The 16,536-nt window shown below is 70.6% G+C and carries 19 protein-coding genes; 11 read left to right on the top strand and 8 right to left on the bottom strand.

The annotated features are described in order from the left end of the window. Nucleotides 1–163: 163 nt before the first annotated feature. A complete protein-coding gene (locus tag IEZ13_RS37315; RefSeq protein WP_183218463.1) occupies nucleotides 164–352 on the bottom strand; it encodes an SGNH/GDSL hydrolase family protein in 189 nt (62 codons plus the stop codon). 427 nt (nucleotides 353–779) lie between these two features. On the opposite strand from IEZ13_RS37315, the gene IEZ13_RS37310 reads away from it, so the two are divergent. The 3 genes from IEZ13_RS37310 to IEZ13_RS37300 all read left to right on the top strand — a co-directional run bounded on the left by IEZ13_RS37310 (nucleotide 780) and on the right by IEZ13_RS37300 (nucleotide 2,882). Next, entirely contained in the window at nucleotides 780–1,079 is a 300-nt protein-coding gene (locus IEZ13_RS37310; protein ID WP_183218464.1) for a hypothetical protein, read from the top strand. Between the two features lie 24 nt (nucleotides 1,080–1,103). Further along, complete coding sequence (locus IEZ13_RS37305; RefSeq protein WP_229795513.1) at nucleotides 1,104–1,562, top strand: SUKH-3 domain-containing protein; 459 nt, start codon at nucleotides 1,104–1,106, stop codon at nucleotides 1,560–1,562. A gap of 411 nt (nucleotides 1,563–1,973) precedes the next feature. After that, entirely contained in the window at nucleotides 1,974–2,882 is a 909-nt protein-coding gene (locus tag IEZ13_RS37300) for a S66 peptidase family protein (protein ID WP_183218465.1), read from the top strand. On the opposite strand, the gene IEZ13_RS37295 is transcribed toward IEZ13_RS37300, so the two are convergent. Further along, complete coding sequence (locus IEZ13_RS37295) at nucleotides 2,883–3,455, bottom strand: TetR/AcrR family transcriptional regulator (RefSeq protein ID WP_183218466.1); 573 nt, start codon at nucleotides 3,453–3,455, stop codon at nucleotides 2,883–2,885. It lies immediately after the preceding gene. Nucleotides 3,456–3,459: 4 nt separating this feature from the next. Further along, on the bottom strand, nucleotides 3,460–4,650 hold the full coding sequence (locus tag IEZ13_RS37290; protein WP_183218467.1) for a glycosyltransferase: 1,191 nt from the start codon (nucleotides 4,648–4,650) through the stop codon (nucleotides 3,460–3,462). 43 nt (nucleotides 4,651–4,693) lie between these two features. Between IEZ13_RS37290 and IEZ13_RS37285 the strand changes: the two genes are divergently transcribed. The 6 genes from IEZ13_RS37285 to IEZ13_RS37260 all read left to right on the top strand — a co-directional run bounded on the left by IEZ13_RS37285 (nucleotide 4,694) and on the right by IEZ13_RS37260 (nucleotide 9,121). Next, nucleotides 4,694–4,849, top strand: coding sequence for a hypothetical protein (locus tag IEZ13_RS37285; RefSeq protein ID WP_183218468.1), 156 nt, complete (start codon nucleotides 4,694–4,696; stop codon nucleotides 4,847–4,849). Between the two features lie 37 nt (nucleotides 4,850–4,886). Continuing rightward, nucleotides 4,887–6,305 (top strand): FAD-binding oxidoreductase, encoded by a 1,419-nt coding sequence (locus IEZ13_RS37280; protein WP_183218469.1) that lies wholly within the window; start codon nucleotides 4,887–4,889, stop codon nucleotides 6,303–6,305. Between the two features lie 81 nt (nucleotides 6,306–6,386). Beyond that, complete coding sequence (locus IEZ13_RS37275) at nucleotides 6,387–6,923, top strand: hypothetical protein (RefSeq protein WP_183218470.1); 537 nt, start codon at nucleotides 6,387–6,389, stop codon at nucleotides 6,921–6,923. After that, nucleotides 6,859–7,266 carry a hypothetical protein gene (locus tag IEZ13_RS37270; protein WP_183218471.1) on the top strand — a complete coding sequence of 136 codons (408 nt, stop codon included), beginning with the start codon at nucleotides 6,859–6,861 and terminating at the stop codon, nucleotides 7,264–7,266. The genes IEZ13_RS37275 and IEZ13_RS37270 overlap by 65 nt, the downstream gene beginning before the upstream one ends. A gap of 178 nt (nucleotides 7,267–7,444) precedes the next feature. Continuing rightward, nucleotides 7,445–8,704, top strand: a complete 1,260-nt coding sequence (locus tag IEZ13_RS37265) for a vanadium-dependent haloperoxidase (RefSeq protein ID WP_183218472.1) — start codon at nucleotides 7,445–7,447, stop codon at nucleotides 8,702–8,704. A gap of 3 nt (nucleotides 8,705–8,707) precedes the next feature. Beyond that, nucleotides 8,708–9,121, top strand: coding sequence for a cupin domain-containing protein (locus tag IEZ13_RS37260; protein WP_183218473.1), 414 nt, complete (start codon nucleotides 8,708–8,710; stop codon nucleotides 9,119–9,121). Here the strand turns inward: IEZ13_RS37260 and IEZ13_RS37255 are convergent, their stop codons facing one another. Continuing rightward, nucleotides 9,122–9,718, bottom strand: coding sequence for a putative glycolipid-binding domain-containing protein (locus IEZ13_RS37255; protein WP_183218474.1), 597 nt, complete (start codon nucleotides 9,716–9,718; stop codon nucleotides 9,122–9,124). It abuts the gene before it with no gap. Nucleotides 9,719–9,797: 79 nt separating this feature from the next. On the opposite strand from IEZ13_RS37255, the gene IEZ13_RS37250 reads away from it, so the two are divergent. Then, nucleotides 9,798–13,484: a tetratricopeptide repeat protein gene (locus IEZ13_RS37250; protein WP_183218475.1), complete on the top strand. Its 3,687-nt coding sequence runs from the start codon at nucleotides 9,798–9,800 to the stop codon at nucleotides 13,482–13,484. A gap of 13 nt (nucleotides 13,485–13,497) precedes the next feature. Here the strand turns inward: IEZ13_RS37250 and IEZ13_RS37245 are convergent, their stop codons facing one another. The 4 genes from IEZ13_RS37245 to IEZ13_RS37230 all read right to left on the bottom strand — a co-directional run bounded on the left by IEZ13_RS37245 (nucleotide 13,498) and on the right by IEZ13_RS37230 (nucleotide 15,687). Next, nucleotides 13,498–13,911 carry a hypothetical protein gene (locus tag IEZ13_RS37245; protein ID WP_183218476.1) on the bottom strand — a complete coding sequence of 138 codons (414 nt, stop codon included), beginning with the start codon at nucleotides 13,909–13,911 and terminating at the stop codon, nucleotides 13,498–13,500. Then, entirely contained in the window at nucleotides 13,908–14,243 is a 336-nt protein-coding gene (locus tag IEZ13_RS37240) for a hypothetical protein (protein ID WP_183218477.1), read from the bottom strand. Before IEZ13_RS37240 ends, IEZ13_RS37245 begins: the two co-directional genes overlap by 4 nt. Before the next feature lie 237 nt (nucleotides 14,244–14,480). Beyond that, entirely contained in the window at nucleotides 14,481–14,939 is a 459-nt protein-coding gene (locus IEZ13_RS37235) for a hypothetical protein (RefSeq protein WP_183218478.1), read from the bottom strand. A 103-nt stretch (nucleotides 14,940–15,042) separates the two neighbouring features. Beyond that, nucleotides 15,043–15,687: a DNA alkylation repair protein gene (locus tag IEZ13_RS37230; RefSeq protein ID WP_260178918.1), complete on the bottom strand. Its 645-nt coding sequence runs from the start codon at nucleotides 15,685–15,687 to the stop codon at nucleotides 15,043–15,045. A gap of 232 nt (nucleotides 15,688–15,919) precedes the next feature. Here IEZ13_RS37230 and IEZ13_RS37225 point away from each other — a divergent pair, with 232 nt between their 5' ends. After that, complete coding sequence (locus tag IEZ13_RS37225; RefSeq protein ID WP_183218480.1) at nucleotides 15,920–16,411, top strand: transcriptional regulator; 492 nt, start codon at nucleotides 15,920–15,922, stop codon at nucleotides 16,409–16,411. Nucleotides 16,412–16,536: the final 125 nt, after the last annotated feature.

The following is a 16,536-nucleotide window of genomic DNA, read 5'->3' as shown; positions in this document are numbered from 1 at the left end:
ATCCACCCCATGCACCCAGCCACCACTCACACAGGACCCTTCGTGCGCTCCCGTCCATGCCCTCGCCCAGCACCCACGCCCCACCCTCGCGCGCGCCACCCACCGTGAGCGGGGCTGGACGCCGCGCCGGCCCGCGGGACCCCGGCCATCTCGCACCAGGGCGTCACAGGAGCCAGTCGCGCAGGGCGTAGACCTCGGCGTACGCCGGAGCGGCGACCAGCCCGCCGACCAGTGCCGCCCCGGTGGGACCCAGGTGGGTGGTGTTCTCGGTGCCGTCGGGGCGGCGTGGGTTGGGCATGTTCAGGGCGCCGCTGCGGGCGTACAGATCAAGAAGCGGAACCGACTCCGCCACCGCGACCCGCCGGGTGGCCGCGGCCCAGGGCCCGAGCGTGTCGACCGGATTCCGCCTGGTCGGCGGGGTGATGAGAATCGGGGTGAGGCCGTGCGCCCGCGCCTCGGCGACGTACCGGCCAGATGGGCGGGAAACTCGGTCTCCGCATCGGACTCGCGCTCCGGCCCCTTGCCCGATTGATCGTTGTGACCGAATTGGATCAGCACGAACCCGCCTCGCACCGCGGCCAGCGCGGCGTCCCAGTGCCCTTCCGATCGGTAGCTCCGCGAACTACGGCCCCCGCGCGCATGGTTGACGCAGCGGATCCCGGACGTGAGCCGGGCCCGGAAGCCGCCACCCCAGCCGTCCTCGTCGGTCACCGTCGAATCGCCGACCAGCAGCATTTCGGTCACACACGATGGTCCCACCCCCGGTGTACGGTCTCCCCATGCGCGTCCCCACCGCGGCGGTCACCGCCGGTTCCCTGATCGCCGGCTGGCAGGTCGCCCGCCGGACCGGTGTCCGCCCGCTCGGCGGCGCGATCCTGGCGGCCGGTGGCCTGGTCGCCGGCCGCGAGTGGTCCCGCCGGACCGGCCCGGTCACCACGGGCGCGCTGGTCGCCACCTACCTGGGCGCCTTCGTCGTCTCCCATCCGCTGGCCAAGCGGATCGGGCCGTGGCCGTCGGTGCTGGCGGTCGCGGCCGTCACCGCCGCCGTGTCGTACGCGGCCGCGGACCGCCGCCCATAGCCCATAGTTGATCTAGGAAATTCTTTGATCGAGCCGTCGCGTGACCTGAACCTCGAGACCAGGGAGGCGCTGACCGACGCCGGCTGGTTCCCCGGCCGCGCGGTGGACACCACCTCCTGGGAGGCCGAGCTCACCGCCGACGGCTTCCCACCCCTGCACACCGCGGCCCACCGTTTCCTCACCGAATTCGGCGGCCTGCGCTTCCCCCACTGCGGCCCAGGGGTGACGCGCGCCCGCGAACATTTCACACTCACGCCGACCGATTGCCTGGGCGAGGCCGACGGGTTCCTCGAGTGGGGCGCCGACCTCGGCCGCGACATCGCCCCGATCGGCGAACTCGCCGGCGGCACCTGCGCCTGGACCTGCCTCGGCATCGACGAGACCGGCGAGATCTACGCGCTCTCCGGCCCGTCGACCTTCGGCCGCCTGCCCCGCGCCCTCGACCACCTCATCCTCGGGCACATGCCCCGAAACACCGTTTAACCCTTTCCGGTACGCCTACGTGCACCGCCCACACCGCGACCCACCCGTGTCGGCACAGATCGATGGTCCAGCCACCCGAGATCAGCTCCAGCCGGCTGCCAGCGCTGTTTCAGGCCCGCTGATCAAGCGCTCACAGCCAGCCGGACTCTTCCGGCCGGCTGTGAGCGCTGTTTCAAAGGCTGTTGATCAAGAGCTGGCGGCCGGGGTGGGCGACCGGCGGGAGCGGCGGCAGGGGCGCGAGGGTGGCGGCGGGGCCGGCCCGGGTGAGTGCCGAGCTCAGCCCGGCGCGTGCGGCAAAGGCGTGACCGGGCAGCGAGATCGCCGTCTGCCCCGGGCGGCACACGTAGGCGTACCGGAAAATGGCGGAAGTGGAACGCGAGCCGGACCACGACGGGGGCATAGGGTGCGGGGATGATCAAGGCGGGGCGGCTGCGGGACGGGGATCTGGTCGCGCTTGTCGCGCCGGCCGGGGCGGTGCCGCCGGAGCAGGCGGCGAGCGCGGAGCGGATTCTCGCGGGCTGGGGGCTACGGACGCGGGTGGGGCGGCATGCGCTCGGACGGCACACCTACCTTTCCGGTACGGACGACGAGCGCCTCAGCGACCTCAACGAGGCGCTGCGTGACCCGGAGGTGCGTGGCGTGCTGTGCCTGCGCGGCGGCTACGGCACTCAGCGGATCGTCGACCGGGTCGATTTCGGGGCCGTTCGCGCCGATCCGAAGATGGTGATCGGGTTCTCCGACATCACCGCCCTGCACGTGGCCCTGTGGTGTGAGGCGGGGCTGGCCAGCGTGCACGGGCCGACCGGCGGGACGCTGCGGGAGGTCCTCGACTGCCCGACGACGGCGGCGGCACGGCATGCCGTGATGACCACCGAACCGGTCGTGGTGGTGGCCGGAAGTGATCCGGTGGTGCGGGCCGGGCGGGCGGAGGGGGTGCTGCTCGGCGGCAATCTCACGCTGCTCGCGTCGACGGCCGGGACCCGGCACCGGCCGGACCTGTCCGGCGCGATTCTGCTGATCGAGGAGGTGAGCGAGGAGCCGTACCGGGTGGACCGGTCGATCACCCAGCTGAAACGGGCCGGTTGGTTCGACGGGCTGGCCGGGGTTGCGGTCGGCCAGTTCACCGACTGCGAGCCGAGGAAGTATCCCGAGTTCACGGTGGAGCAGGTCCTCGCCGGGCATCTGCTCGACCTGGGCATCCCGGTGCTCGGTGGGCTGCCGATCGGGCACGGCGATCAGCAGACGGCGGTCGGTCTCGGCGTGCCGGCGGTGCTCGACGCCGGCGCCGGAACCCTCATCGTGGAGCCGGCCGGCCGCTGATCACGGCTCATCGGCGGTCGTCCGGCAGAGGCCGGTGATCAGACGGTCGATGCGTGGGCCCGCCGCGCCGGTGTCGAAGCCGGTCAGACGGTGCATGATCAGGCCTTCGACCGCGGCCAGCAGGGTGTTCGCGGTGGCTTGCGGATCGGGCACGCCCAGGCCGGTCAGGATGCCCGCGGTCCAGTTTGTGATCAGGCGGCGGTCGGCGTTCAGGCGGTCCAGCAGGGCGGGCTCGACCACTCCCTGTACGAAGATCACGTACCGGGCGGTGGTCCGCACCCGGGCGCGGCCGGTGGCATCCTCGACGAAGGCGGCGAACGCGGCGATCAGCCCGGCCCGCGTGGTCGGTGGCCCGGCGGCCAGGAACGCCTGCCAGTCCGCGGCGTCCAGCTCGCGAAGACGGTCGACCGCCCCGGCGACCAGCGCGGCCCGGGTGCGGAAGTAGTTGGAGCTGGATCCGGGCGGCAGGCCCGCTGCGGCGTCGACCCGGGCGTGGCTCAGCGCGTGGAGGCCGCCGGTGCCGAGCACCTCCAGCGCCGCGTCGGTGGCACGGACGGCGGTGGTGGACGGCACCGCGTCACTGTACCGGCAGCATTTCACGGCGGATCTCGGCGACGGCCGCGGCGATCCCGTCCTCGGCGGCGAGACTCCGGGAGAGCGCCGCGGCGCCCGTACGATATGAATCGGCCACGGCGATGGCATCGCGGAGCTTGCGCGGAGTCGCCCGGCGCAGCGGGATCGGCGCGGGCGCCGCGCCGAGCGCGACGGCCCGGTGCGCCCAGAACGGCTGGTCGGCGGTGAACGGCACGATCACCGACGGCACGCCGGCACGCATGGCCGCCGCGGTGGTTCCGGCGCCGCCGTGGTGGACGACCATTGCGGTACGGGGAAACAGCAGCTCGTGTGGCTCGTCCCCGACCACCAGCACGTTCCGCTGAGCGGCCGTCAGCCCGGCGGCTCCGGTCTGCACGACCACCCGCCGGCCGAGCCGGGTCGCCGTCTCCTCGACGACGGCACGCAGCCGGGGAGCGTCCAGGCTGCCGAACCCGATGAACACCGGCGGGTCGCCGTCGTCGAGGAATCGCCGCAGCGCCGGGGACAGTCCGCCGGTGACGCGCGGCCACCAGTAGCCGGTGATCGGACGGTACGGCGGCCAGTCCGGTGGCGCCGGGACCACCGAGGGGCTGAACCCGTAGAGCACGGGCCAGCGCTCTTCGTCGGCCTGCCGGAACATCGCCGCCGAACCCAGCGGTGGCAGCCCGAGCCGGCGGCGGAAGGCGGCGTTCGCCCGCGCGAACGGCATCTGGCCCAGCACCCGGAAGGCGTGTGCCGCCGCCCGGTTGCCCCACCCGCCGAGCGACCGGGTGGTGAGCAGCGGGGGCGGGAACGCGACGGTCGGCTCCAACGGCTGGAGGAAGACGCCCATGCTCCGCGCCCCGGTCGCCTGTGCCACGTGGTAGCCGAGCCAGCCCATCGGCGAGAGCAGCAGCAGGTCGGCATCGCGCGAGGCGGCCAGCACGGCTTCGCCGACATCCGGCCAGCGGGCGGCCAGCAGGCGGGCGAAACGCGCGGAGCTCAGTGGCCGCCCGGCGCCGAACTCCACCGGCAGGGCGGCGAACCCCAGGCCGGCCTCGTCGACGTGTGCCCGCAGCGAGGCGTGGGTCACGACGGTCACCCGGTCGCCGCCGGCGGCCAGGGCCGCGCCGAGAGCGGCAAGCGGGACGACGTCTCCTCTGGTCCCGATCCCGACGATCACGATGTGTGCCATACCCCTGAGACTACTACGATCGTAGTAGCGGCAGGATGAGCCGATGGGTGACATTCGATGGAGGGTCTGGCGGCAGGACGACAACGGGAACCGGTTCGTGGTGGCGCGGTTCACCTCGCGGGCGGAGGCGGAGAAGCTGGCCGCCGAGATGGAGTCGCGCGGGCACAAGCAGCTCTATTGGGTCGCCGCAGCGGAGTGAGATATCAGCGGAAAGTCGCATCTGTCAGGATATTTGTATGCGACTGTCCCGCCGTGCCCTACTCAGTGCCGGTCTGATCGGTATCGCCCCGCCTCCGTCCGGCGCACCCACGGACGCCGACTGGAAGGCGCTGGCCGCCGGCCTGGTCGGCAGCTTGGACCGTCCCGGCACGGCCGCCTACGACAGTGGCCGGCGGCTCTACTCCCCCAGGTTCGACGGCATCCGCCCGGCCGCGGTGGTCCACTGCGCCACCGCGGCCGACGTCTCCGAGGCGATCCGGTTCGCCGCGCGGATGCGGCTGCCGGTGGTGGCCCGCGGTGGCGGGCACTCCTACATCGGGGCGTCCACGATCAGTGACGGCCTGGTGCTGGACGTCCGGCCGATCAACCGGGTGAGGTACGACGCCGCGTCCCGGATCGCCACGATCGGCGGTGGCGCCACCGTGATCGGGGCCTACACGGCTCTCGGGCGGCACGGTGTCTCGATCCCGGCGGGCACCTGCGGCAGTGTCGGGATCAGTGGCCTGACGTGTGGCGGCGGGATCGGCCCGGCCGCCTCCGCGTACGGCCTGGCCTGCGACAACGTGACCGCAGCGGAGGTGGTGACGGCCGACGGCAGGCTCCGGACGGTGGACGCGGCCCGCGAGCCGGACCTGTTCTGGGCGCTGCGCGGCGGCGGGGGCGGCCGGTTCGGGGTGGTCACCGGCTGGCGGATGCGGACCCATCCGGCGACGACGATCGGCACGTTCACGCTGACGTACCGGTGGGCGGACGCGGCCCGGGCGGCCACCGGCTGGCAGGCCCGGATCGCCAGGGCGCCGGACGACGTCTGGTCGTCGTGCCAGTTCACGGCGGAGGCGGGCGGTGCGCTGTCCGTACGAGTGAACGGTTTTGTCCTGGACGGTGACGCTCACGGCGAGGTGGCCGCGCTGACCAGGGCGATCGGCAGAGAGCCCGCGTCGGTGGCGGTGGGGCGGGAGCCGCACGTCAGGCTGATGAAGGACCGCGCGGGTGGCCCGGCCCGTAACACCCACCTGATCGGCAGTGAGATCTTCCGGAGCGCGCTGCCGGCGGAGGGGATCGCCGCGCTGGTGGCGGCGGTGCAGCGGCGGGCCGCGTCGAAGCGTCCGGGGCTGGCGAAGCTGAAACGGATGAGCGGCGCGCCGGCCCGGATCGCGCCGGGGGCGACCGCGTTCCCGTGGCACGGCGCGCTGACGATGCTCCAGTGGCTGGTCGTGCCGGGCAGGGTGGACACCGCTTCGGTGGCCGACGGCTACACGTGGATCGACGCCGGGCATCGGGCGGTGGCCCGCTGGTCGGCCGGGCGGTACGTCAACTATCTGGAGCCGGGCCCGATCGATCCGGCCGAATACCACGGCCCGAATCTCGGCCGGCTCCGCCGCGTCCACGCCTCGGTGGATCCGGGCCGCCTGTTCAAGGCCGCCTACCGGCTGTGACCGGCCCGGCGGGCGAAGGCGGCCCGCGCATCCATCGTGATCTAATGTGCGGCACTCGAAGATCAAGATCGGGAGGGCGGCATGCCGGAGCGTACGGACATGGTGGACGCCGTCGATTGGGAATCGCTGCTCGGCGGGCCCACCCGGGTGCCGGACGCGCTGCACGCCCTGTGGTCCGGGGACCGTGACGGCCGGCCGTCGGCGTACCAATATCTGGCCGACACTCTCCTGAACCGTAATGATCGCTCTCCGGCGAGCATCGCCGCGGTGCCGTTCCTGATCGACGTGGTGGCCGACCCGGCTGCGCCCGACCGCTTCGGCGCCTGCCAGGTGCTGCGGATGATCGCCCTCGGCGACGAGAGCTACTGGCTCATCGAGTGCCCGGATCCGGCGGCCGACCGCGCCGGGGTGGCGGCGCTGTCCGGCGCCGACCGGGACGCCGCGCAGTGGGCCGTGGAGGCGTACGACGCCGTCCGCGCCGGGGTACCGGCTGTTCGGGCGGCACAAGCCGTTCCCGCCGGAGCGGTGGGCGGCGTCGATCGCGCTGGCCCGGGTGCTCGGCGATCCCGGCAGCGACGTGCTGGAGCAGGTGTCCGAGTGCCTCACCGAGGGCGGTGACGCGGTGCTCAACTGGCCGTTCCTGAACGGCGACATGGCCACCCTGGCGGCGCTCACCCTGGCGGCCGTGCCGGACGGCTTCGACCCGCTCGCGGCCGGCCTGCTCCGCTCGGATCCCGAGGAGGACCGCGCCTTCCGTTTCCACGCCCTGATGAAGGCCGCCTTCCCGGACGGCCCGCTCCCGGACGGGGCGGCGTTCGCGGATCTGACCGACCGGCAGCGGACCGCGGTGCGCACGCTCGCCGACGCCGAGGCCTGGCAGGAGGGCCACTACGTGAAGGCCCTCATGTCGGGCCTCGGTCTGCCGTACGAGGACGACGCCCTGCGAGCCTGGATCGGCTGACCCGGCTCCGTTCCGCGGAATCTGCTCAATCGGGCGTTCAGGTCCGCGTCATCGGCGCGGACCTGCCGGACGTCGTCTCCGGCACATTTGCGGCCGGCTGCCGGCCGATCGCGGCGACGTATAGTGCGCGAGGCACATTCGTAACGATCAATATGGCTGTTCTCGGGGAGGAGAACCCATGCGACGTCGAGTGGGTGGAGCCGTGACCGCGCTGGTCGTCGGCCTGACAGGAGCCGGCGTGGCACCGGCCGCGAGAGCCGGCGAACCGGCGGCCAATCCCGTGATCATCTGGGACCGGAACGCGCAGACCGCCATCTGGGATGTCGGCCGGCAGCTTCCGTGGGAGCAGGGGCGCTCGTTCGCCATGGTGAGCGGCGCGGTCTACGACGCGGTGAACGCGATCACCGGCAAGCGGTACCAGCCGCTGCTGACGGCGCCACCGGCCACCGGACGGGAGTCGATCGACGCGGCCGTGGCCACCGCGGCCTACCGGGTGCTGGCGTCGGCACTGCCGGCCCAGGCCGACCGGCTCCGCGAACAGTACGACCAGGCGCTCGCCGCGATACCGGACGGGCCGGCGGAGACCGCGGGGATCACCGTCGGAGACCGGACGGCCGCCGCCATGATCGCGTTCCGGGTGAACGACGGGTCGACCGGCGACGCCGAGTGGGTGATCGGCACCGGGCCGGGCGAGTGGCGGCCGACCCCACCGGCCTACGCCGCGGACGGGGCCTGGGTCGCCGACCAGAAACCGTTCCTGATCGCCGACCCGTCACGGTATCGCAGCGACGGCCCGTATCCGCTTGTCAGCGCCGCCTACGCGCGTGACTTCAACGAGATCAAGTCGGTCGGGGCGGTGGACAGCACGACCCGTACCGCCGACCAGACCGAGGCGGCGATCTGGTGGCACGACCGCAACGTCACCGAGTGGCAGATCAAGCGGCAGCTCGCCGAGACGCAGCGACTGGGCGTGCTCCAGACCGCGCGGCTGTTCGCGATGGTCGACACGACCGTGGCCGACACCGGGATCTCCTGCTTCGACGACAAACGGGCGTGGAGCTTCTGGCGGCCGGTCACCGCGATCCGGGCCGCCGACACCGACGGCAACCCGCGGACCAGCGGCGACCCGGAGTGGACGCCCCTGCTGATCACTCCGCCGTTCCCGGACCACCCGTCCGGCCACGCCTGCGCGACGGCGGCCCGGATGGCGACCTACCGCACCTACTTCGGCCGGGACCGGATCGCCTACAGCGCCTACAGCGAGGCCTCCGGCACGACCCGCTACTTCCGCAGCTTCTCCCAGGGCGTCGAGGAGGTGAACAACGCCCGGGTCTGGGGCGGCATCCACTTCCGCAACGCCGACCTGCAGGGCCAGAAGCTGGGCGAGTCGGTCAGCGCATACATCACCGGCCACCACTTCCGGAAACTACGATCTTGACTCATGGACAGATCGCAATTCGTCGAAATGCTGGGCCTGAAACCGCATCCGGAGGGTGGGTGGTACCGGGAGACCTGGCGGTCCCCGGTGACATTCCGGCCCGAGGGGTACGACGGCCCGCGTCACGCCGCCACCGCCATCTACTTCCTGCTGCACCCCGGCGAGAAGTCGGCCTGGCATGTGGTGCGCTCCGACGAGTTGTGGCTGCACCATTCCGGCGGCCCGCTGCTGCTGCGTTTCGGCGGCAGCGGGGATCGTCCGGCCGAAACGCGTACGGAGATTCTGGACGGCGCCCGGCCGCAGGTGCTGATCCCGGCCGGGGTGTGGCAGGCCGCGGAACCCGCCGGCGACGAGCCCGTCCTGGTCAGCTGCGTGGTGGCGCCCGGTTTCGACTTCGCCGACTTCCGCATGCTCTGATCAGCGCGCGAGGCGCAGATTTCCCGGCTGATAGGAGACCAGGCCGGCGTTGTCGATCTCGTACGTCGCGGCCGGCCCCTCCCCGGTGATCCGCAACCGGTTCGGGCTGACCATGTGGTAGGTCGCCGTGCCCGCGACCAGGTCCAGCGACGGCACCAGGACCCGCACCGACGGCACGCTCACCGGCCCCGGCTCGGCGTGCAGCCCGAGCCGCCGGATCGCCCAGGACACGAAGATCGGCGAGTCGGTGAGCCGCGGCACCGCCTCCGGGTCGATCTCCGGTGGGGCCGGCTCGGACTCGTCGCCCCGGATCACCCACTCACCGCCGGTGTGGTGCATCTGGAGGCTGCGGCTCCACCCGTCACCCCGGCAGGAGACGCTCAGCTCCCGGACCCTGCTCCCCTCGTCCAGCTCGGCGTGCCAGCCGAGCGAGAACGGCACCGCGCCGGTGACGACCGCGGTGCCCTGTGCGCATTGCTCCCGGGCGATGACCAGCTCGGTGCCGATGACGCTGGTGCGCTGCCAGGCCAGCGGTCCGGCGGGCAACGCCGGCACCGCCACCGGGCTGGTGGTCTGCCCCGTCAGGGTTTCGGGCATGACGCCTCCTTCGCCGGGCTCATTCCCATCCTGACACCGCCGAAACCCAGCGGGGTGCGGTCCGCCAGTAACAGGTGTGATGGGTCTCGCGCTGGACGACACCGGTTTCGAGGTGCTGCTGGGCACCGGGCGGATCGGCCCGCGCCGTCCGCTGTCCGCCGACGACGAGGCGCTGCTCGTCGACTTCGGCGACCGCTACATACGCGCCGTCCAGTCGAACGCCACCGACGACGTCTTCCTCACCCTGGGCCGCGACCTGTGGTCATGGCTGAACGGCGACGCCCGCCAGCTGGCCACCCTGGTCGCCTCGGCCCCGTCCCCGTTCGTCTTCGAGATCCGCGGCCCGAAGAACCCGTCCGACCGCGCATGGCCGCTGCTGCGCGCCCCGTTCGAATTGCTGGCCCCACCGGACGGCGGTTTCCTGGCCGAGAACGCCCTGTCCCGCTTCTGCGTGGTCCGCCGCCTCGGCGACGCGGTCACCCCACCGGCCCCGGACGGCTTCCGCCTGGGCCTGGCCTTCATGGCCTCCTCCCCCAGCCGCCAGCACGAGCTGGACTTCGAGGCCGAGGAGGCCGCCATCCTGGAGGCGGTCGACGCCACCCGGGTCGACCTGATCGTCGAGGACACCGGCAACCCCACCCAGCTCGGCCGCCGCCTCGCCGACCTGGGCGGTTTCCCCGCCGTCCACCTCTCCTGCCACGGCATCAACCGCTGGCGCCCGGACGCGGACACCCCACCGGCCCCGGCCCTGATGATGGAGGACGAGGTCGGCGACGACCTGCCCACCACCGCCGCCCACCTGGTCGACGCGATGACGAAGCCGCCGCGGTTCCTGTTCATCTCGGCGTGCCTGACCGCGACCCCCGCCAACGAGGAGAGCCATCTGCCACCCGGCGCCGGCCGCCGGACCACCACCATGTCCCCCACCGAGCAGCAGGCGATGGTCGCCCACTCGATGGCCACCTCGCTGATCTCCGCGGGCATCCCCGCCGTCCTGGGCTGGGACGGCTCGGTGGGCGACCGTGCCGCCACCGCCTTCGCCCGCGAGCTCTACAGCCAGCTGAGCACCCAGGCCGACGTCGCGGTAGCCGTCGGAAACGCCCGCCGCGCCCTGCTCAACTCGGCCGAACCACCCATCCGCGCCGACTGGCACCTGGCCCGCCTGTGGCTGGGCCCGGCCGGCGGCGGCCCGCTGGTCTCCGGGAACAGGGCCCGCTCCCGGGTGACCGCGGTCCACGCCACGAAGATCTTCCTGGACCGCAAGAGCGAGGTCCCGGTGGCCGCCCCGAACATGTTCGTGGGCCGTCGCCCCGAACTCCAGCGGGCACTCCGGGCCCTGCGCTCCGACGGTCGCGCCGGAGTCCTGCTCCACGGTCAGGGCCGCCTCGGGAAGTCCAGCCTGGCGGCGCGGATCGCCGACCGCCGCCCCGATCTGACGCCGGCCGTGGTCTTCGGCGACTACAGCCCCACCGCCATCCTCGACGCCGTAGCCGAGGCGGTGAAGACCAACCCCGCGGCCCGGGACCTGATCGAGCACCGCCGCGAGGAGATCCGCGAACGCCCCGAGGCCCTCGAGCCGCTGCTCACCGACCTGCTGTCCGGGCCGTGTGCCCAGTTCGACATCAACCAGCGCCCGCTCCTGCTGATCATCGACGACCTGGAACAGATCCTGGAGATCGAGCCGCAGGGCCTTCCGAAGGTCGTCGCCGCCTCCGCCCCGGTGCTGGCCGCGGTCCTCCGGGCTTTCGACCCCGCGATCACCGACAGCCGGCTGCTGCTGACCAGCCGTTTCCAGTTCACCCTCGACAACCTTCAGAGTCGCCTGGAACAGATCCCGCTCCGCCCGCTCTCCTCAACCGCCCAGCAGAAGCTGCTGAACCGCCAGCAGGAAAAGGTCACCCCCGAACGACGGGCCGAACGAGCCACCCTCGCCGCCCGCGCGGTCGAGGTGAGCCTGGGCAACCCGGGGCTCCAGGATTTGATCGGCCAGCGCCTGGTCTTCAACGACAACGTCGACCTGGCCCGCGCCGAGGCTGCGGTCTCCGAGATGGAGTCCTACCTCCTCCAGGGCGAACTCCCCGCAGAGGCAGAGGTCCGCGCGTTCCTCGAAGGCCTGGCCCTGGACACCCTGCTGACCGAGGCCGGCCCCGAACATGAAGCCCTCCTCCGAGACTTGACCCTGTTCACCGTACCGATCCCCGAATCGGTAGCCGACCGTTTGGCCGAACGCACCGGCGGCTCGACTGCCAGACTCCTCGCCCTCGGCCTGGTAGACGCCTTCCCCGACGTTTACCGCCGTGAAGACTCAACTCTGGCAACGAATGCCCTGGCTGCTGGCCGTATGATCCCACTTACCGACAAGGAAGCCCGATCTATAGCCGTTACAATCGCCGAACCCCTATTTGCCGCATGGGGCGCGATAGCAGGACAGGTCTACCGCCCGGCAGATCTCAACCTGCAAATGGCCCAGCTCGCCCTAGCTGCGAGCAACGCGGAGATCGTCGCCTGCTGCGCGGCAGATGCGGTAAGAGCCTTGCAGAGCGGACCAGCAGCGATAGCCTTCGACCTAGGTGGTAAGGCGGTAGCGCTCCTCGACAACCACGGCGAGGCCGTACCCATCGATCTGTTACGAGCCGTCGCCGCTGTGGCCGGAGTCAGCGGAGACGGCGAAGCCGCAGAACGACTCTTTGATAGGGCTGCGCAGATCATCCAATCCGACGACGCCGGCAAGATCTCCCCACTGGATCGCGCCCGTGTAACCGCGGACCAGGGATCATTCCTCATCAGACGTGGCGCGACAACGCGAGCAGAACAACTGCTCCGGCAGGCCCATCAATGGTTCGTCGACGCTGACTCCGAAACAGAAGCAGCCGCCTGCCAAGGAGCTCTCTCCGACATCCTCTACCGGCGGGGCGACTATGACGAATCACTCCGCATCCGAAAAGAAATCCAACTACCCGTCTACGAACGGCTTGGAAACAGCCGCGAAGCCGCAGTTACATGGGGTAAAATCGCCGATATTCTCTACCAACGCGGCGACTATGACGAATCACTCCGCATCCGAAGAGAAATCCAACTACCCGTCTACGAACGGATCGGCGACACCCGATCCGCTGCCATAGCATGGGGAGACATCGCCGAATTCTTCTACCGGCGCGGCGACTACGACGAGGTACTCCGCATCCGAAAAGAAATCCAACTACCCGTCTTCGAACGACTCGGCGACGCCCGCGAAGCCGCCATTACTTGGGCAAGTATCGCAGATATCCTCTACAAACGGGGCGACTTCGACGCGGCACTTCACATTCGACAAGAAGTCGAACTTCCCGTCTACGAACGGATCGGCGACACCCGATCCGCTGCCATAGCATGGGGAGACATCGCCGATATCCATTTCCAGCGCGGCAACTATGACGAAGCAGTTCGACTGCAGGCCAAGCGACTGGCGACCAACGAGCGACTGGGAGATCTTGACGGCATCGCGGCCGCTAAGTGGTCACTCGCCGCGATCCGGTTACGACAAGAGGACTACGCCACCGCAGTCCCACTGGTAGCCGAAGCATTTTCGGCACTTCTCAAACTCAAGCGAGCGGACGGAATTGCGATCGCCGGAGCAACCTGGGGGGAGATTCTCCTGGCCATGGGTGAGCCGGAGGAGGCGAAATCCGTCCTCCGAGTGAGCCTTTCGGCCGCAAAGAAGATCGGAGCAGCCGACCTTATCGAAAGAATCCGAAACACGCTCGAACAGGCCGAAGGTTCGGCATAGGAACGGACGCCGGTCAGCGGGTGGGTTCGTTGTCGCCGTGGAACTCCGGGGGCGGGTTCAGTTCGCCGGCGAGATAGACGCGCGGAATGCGATCACGATCGGGCCGAACACCCGCCCGGCCCACGGCCGGACCGTCCTCACCGGTCATCCGGCGAAGGTGGGCGTCCACTTCGGCCCGGAGGACGGCCATCGCGACGGCCAGCCCATGCCGGATCTGCTCACACGTAGGACACGACGCGACCTCACAGTGCTGGTGCGCCGCGGCGATGTTCACAATCGACGCGTGCAACGCGCGGATCTCCCCCGGCTGGACCGGCCCGCCCGCCACATCCAGCGCCTCCCGGTAGGCCGCGATAGCCGAATCCGGGACCTGGTAATAGTCGACGGCGCGCCGCGTGTACCACAGGAAGTCGTCCTGCAGGCTCATCGGGACCAGAACCAGCGACGGTTTCTCCGCCGGCGCTTCCAGGTCATCTCGTCGGCGATCATCGAGCGCACGCTGGCGACCACGACGGTCATGGCCTCCTGGAGCCCCACACACGTCCGGCAGTCACCACCGTCGCATTCGGTGCGATGGTTGTACGCGATGTCGGTGATGACACGGCCCAGCGCGGCGGACGCGTACGTCCCCCGGTCGTTCGGATGTTGCCGGGCCAGGATCTCCCGGAATCCGGCGATGCTCTCCTCCCCCGCACCGTAAAGGCGGGCGGCCCCTTCGACCTGAAGCAAGGCGTCCCGAACCGTTTCCTCCACGTGCATGGCTCTCCCCCAAGGGCCGTTGACATGTGGACGGTGACGGTAACTCCACAAGCGCCTGTCTTCACATGGGCCGGTCAGCCGATCATCAGAGCCGAACAAACGAGTCCGGATACGAAGAACCCCGGACCTGTGCGGTCCGGGGTGCTTCGTGGAGCGTGGCTCTGTCGGCCGATGGCTCCTGGCGGAACCCCTGGTCCGGGGTCTCCGGGAGCGGTAGCGGTCCCGCCGGGTCTCGGGTCAGCGGGTGGTCTCTCCGGCGTCCGCGTCGAGGGAGCGCTGGCTCTCCTGGATGCTGACCGTGAGGGCGTCGACATCCTGGCACACGGTCTGGAACTTCAGCATGACGGTCCGCAGCTCGGCGAGGTGGGTGGCCTGCTCGAACTCGCCGGCGGTGGCCTCGGCCTTCCGGAGGGGCTGCTCGACGACGTTCGCGGCCGCGGTGATCAGCGTGCTCTTCGACTGCTTACTGAGCGTCACGATCTGGTTGGCGGTGGCGATGTCGAAATCGTAGCCGTCCTGACCGAGAGTCGCCTGATTGGCCACGGTGCAGGCGGAAGCGGTGGCGTTGTCCAGGCCGCTGATGGACACCGTCGGCGCCGCGGTGGCGGCGGATCCGACAGGTTCTCCGGGGGTGGCGCAGCCGGAAATCGCCAGCAGGGTCGAGGCGAAGACGGCTGCGATGGTGGTTCCTCGCATGGCCCGAAGGCTACCCGGCAGGTTGGCGCACGCGCTCGACGGAGGCCCGGTATGTGACGGGAATCCCTTACTCTGCGTACCGTTGCGCTCAGTAATCGAGATCTCAGCCGACGGCCTGGCGGCGCACCATCTCGCTGATCCAGGCAGGTGCATACGGCGACGTACAGTTCGGTGGGGTCGGATAGTCCTTGAGCACCTCGAGCCGCTCGCCGATCTCGATGGCGCGGGCCCGCAGCCCGGGATGCTCGATGCCGATCTGGGCGAGGCAGTGGTTCATGGCCCACTGGAGGCGGTCCGGGGCGTCCTTCATCTCCGCCTCGATCGTGTCGAGCAGGCCCGCGAGGTCGAGCCCGTCCGGTTTCCGGGCCACCCGCTCGGTGGTCAGCGCCCACCCGCCGCTCGCGACCACCGGATCCGGGTCCTGGAGCCAGGCGACACGCAGCTCTTCCGCGTGCGGGCTCTTCTTGACGACATAGTTGACAAACCAATCATGGACCTTCGGGGTACGGGACTCGCGCGCCATCACGTCCAGTTGCCCCGCCCCGAACGCTCGGGGACGGCAGATCAGCAGCGCCAGCAGCCGTGCCGCGCTGTCCCCGGTGGCCCAGAGCTCCAGCGCGAGGTCCTGCTGGGTCTTGAGCCGCTTGGCGACGGCCCGCAGCTTGCCGAGGTTGACCCCATGATCGTCACCGTGCCGCTCGTTGACGGCCCGCGCCTTCGGGTCCTCGAGCGCGGCCAGCTCGGCCATCACCTCGGTCACCGTCGTCCCGCTCACCTGAACCTCCCGTCCCGTGCACCCCCACCCTACGATCAACTCCTCTGCTGCCGCCCACATTCGACGGACACAATCGGCCTGGCAAGATCAGCTACGGCAGGGTGATGGACACTACGCGTGTGCGCGGACACGTTTCGGGGTCTTCGGCGCCGGAGGGTGCTGGAGTGGAGACGAGACGGCACTCTCGGCGAAGGCGGACTGCGATATGCAGCATGAGGATCTGGTCAGGGCGGTTGTCGCCGCGGTGGCCTTCGGCGTGATGCTGGCCGGGCATTACATCGGGGATCACTGGGCCCAGACCAGCGTCCAGGCATACGGCAAGGGCCTGGACGCGGCCGGCTGTGTCCGGTCCACGGCGATGTGGCACTGCGCCGGCCATGTGGCGTCGTGGACGCTGACCACGACCGTGTTCCTGCTGGTCGCGGCCTGGTGGCTCAAACTCCCGCTGGAGCCGGGCTGGCTCGCGGCCGGCGTGACGCTCAACGCGGTCACGCATTTCATCGCCGACCTCCGGACACCGCTGATCCGGCTCGGCCGGCTGCTCGGGCGGGGCGGCTACATCGATCAGGTCGGGGTGGTCCGACCAGCCGGCCCCACCAACAGCGGTCCGGGAACCGGCCTGTTCGAACTCGACCAGGCCTGGCACATCGGCTGGCTGGCGGTGTCGGCGCTGATCATCGCGGGCCCACCCGTCTGATCCCACCCGCCCCGAGAAGCGGTCCGCCCGCCGTCCAGAAGTCTTGTGGCCGAGGTCCGCTTTTCGCTTCCTGCCGATTCTTTCCGGTACGGGTGTCCTCGCCCCGCCTGATCAGGGCCGTCCCG

Source organism: Actinoplanes campanulatus (assembly GCF_014647795.1).
GTDB lineage: Bacteria > Actinomycetota > Actinomycetes > Mycobacteriales > Micromonosporaceae > Actinoplanes > Actinoplanes campanulatus.
The sequence above is the reverse complement of the archived record's forward strand: the minus strand, read 5'-3'. Positions and strand labels throughout refer to the sequence as shown.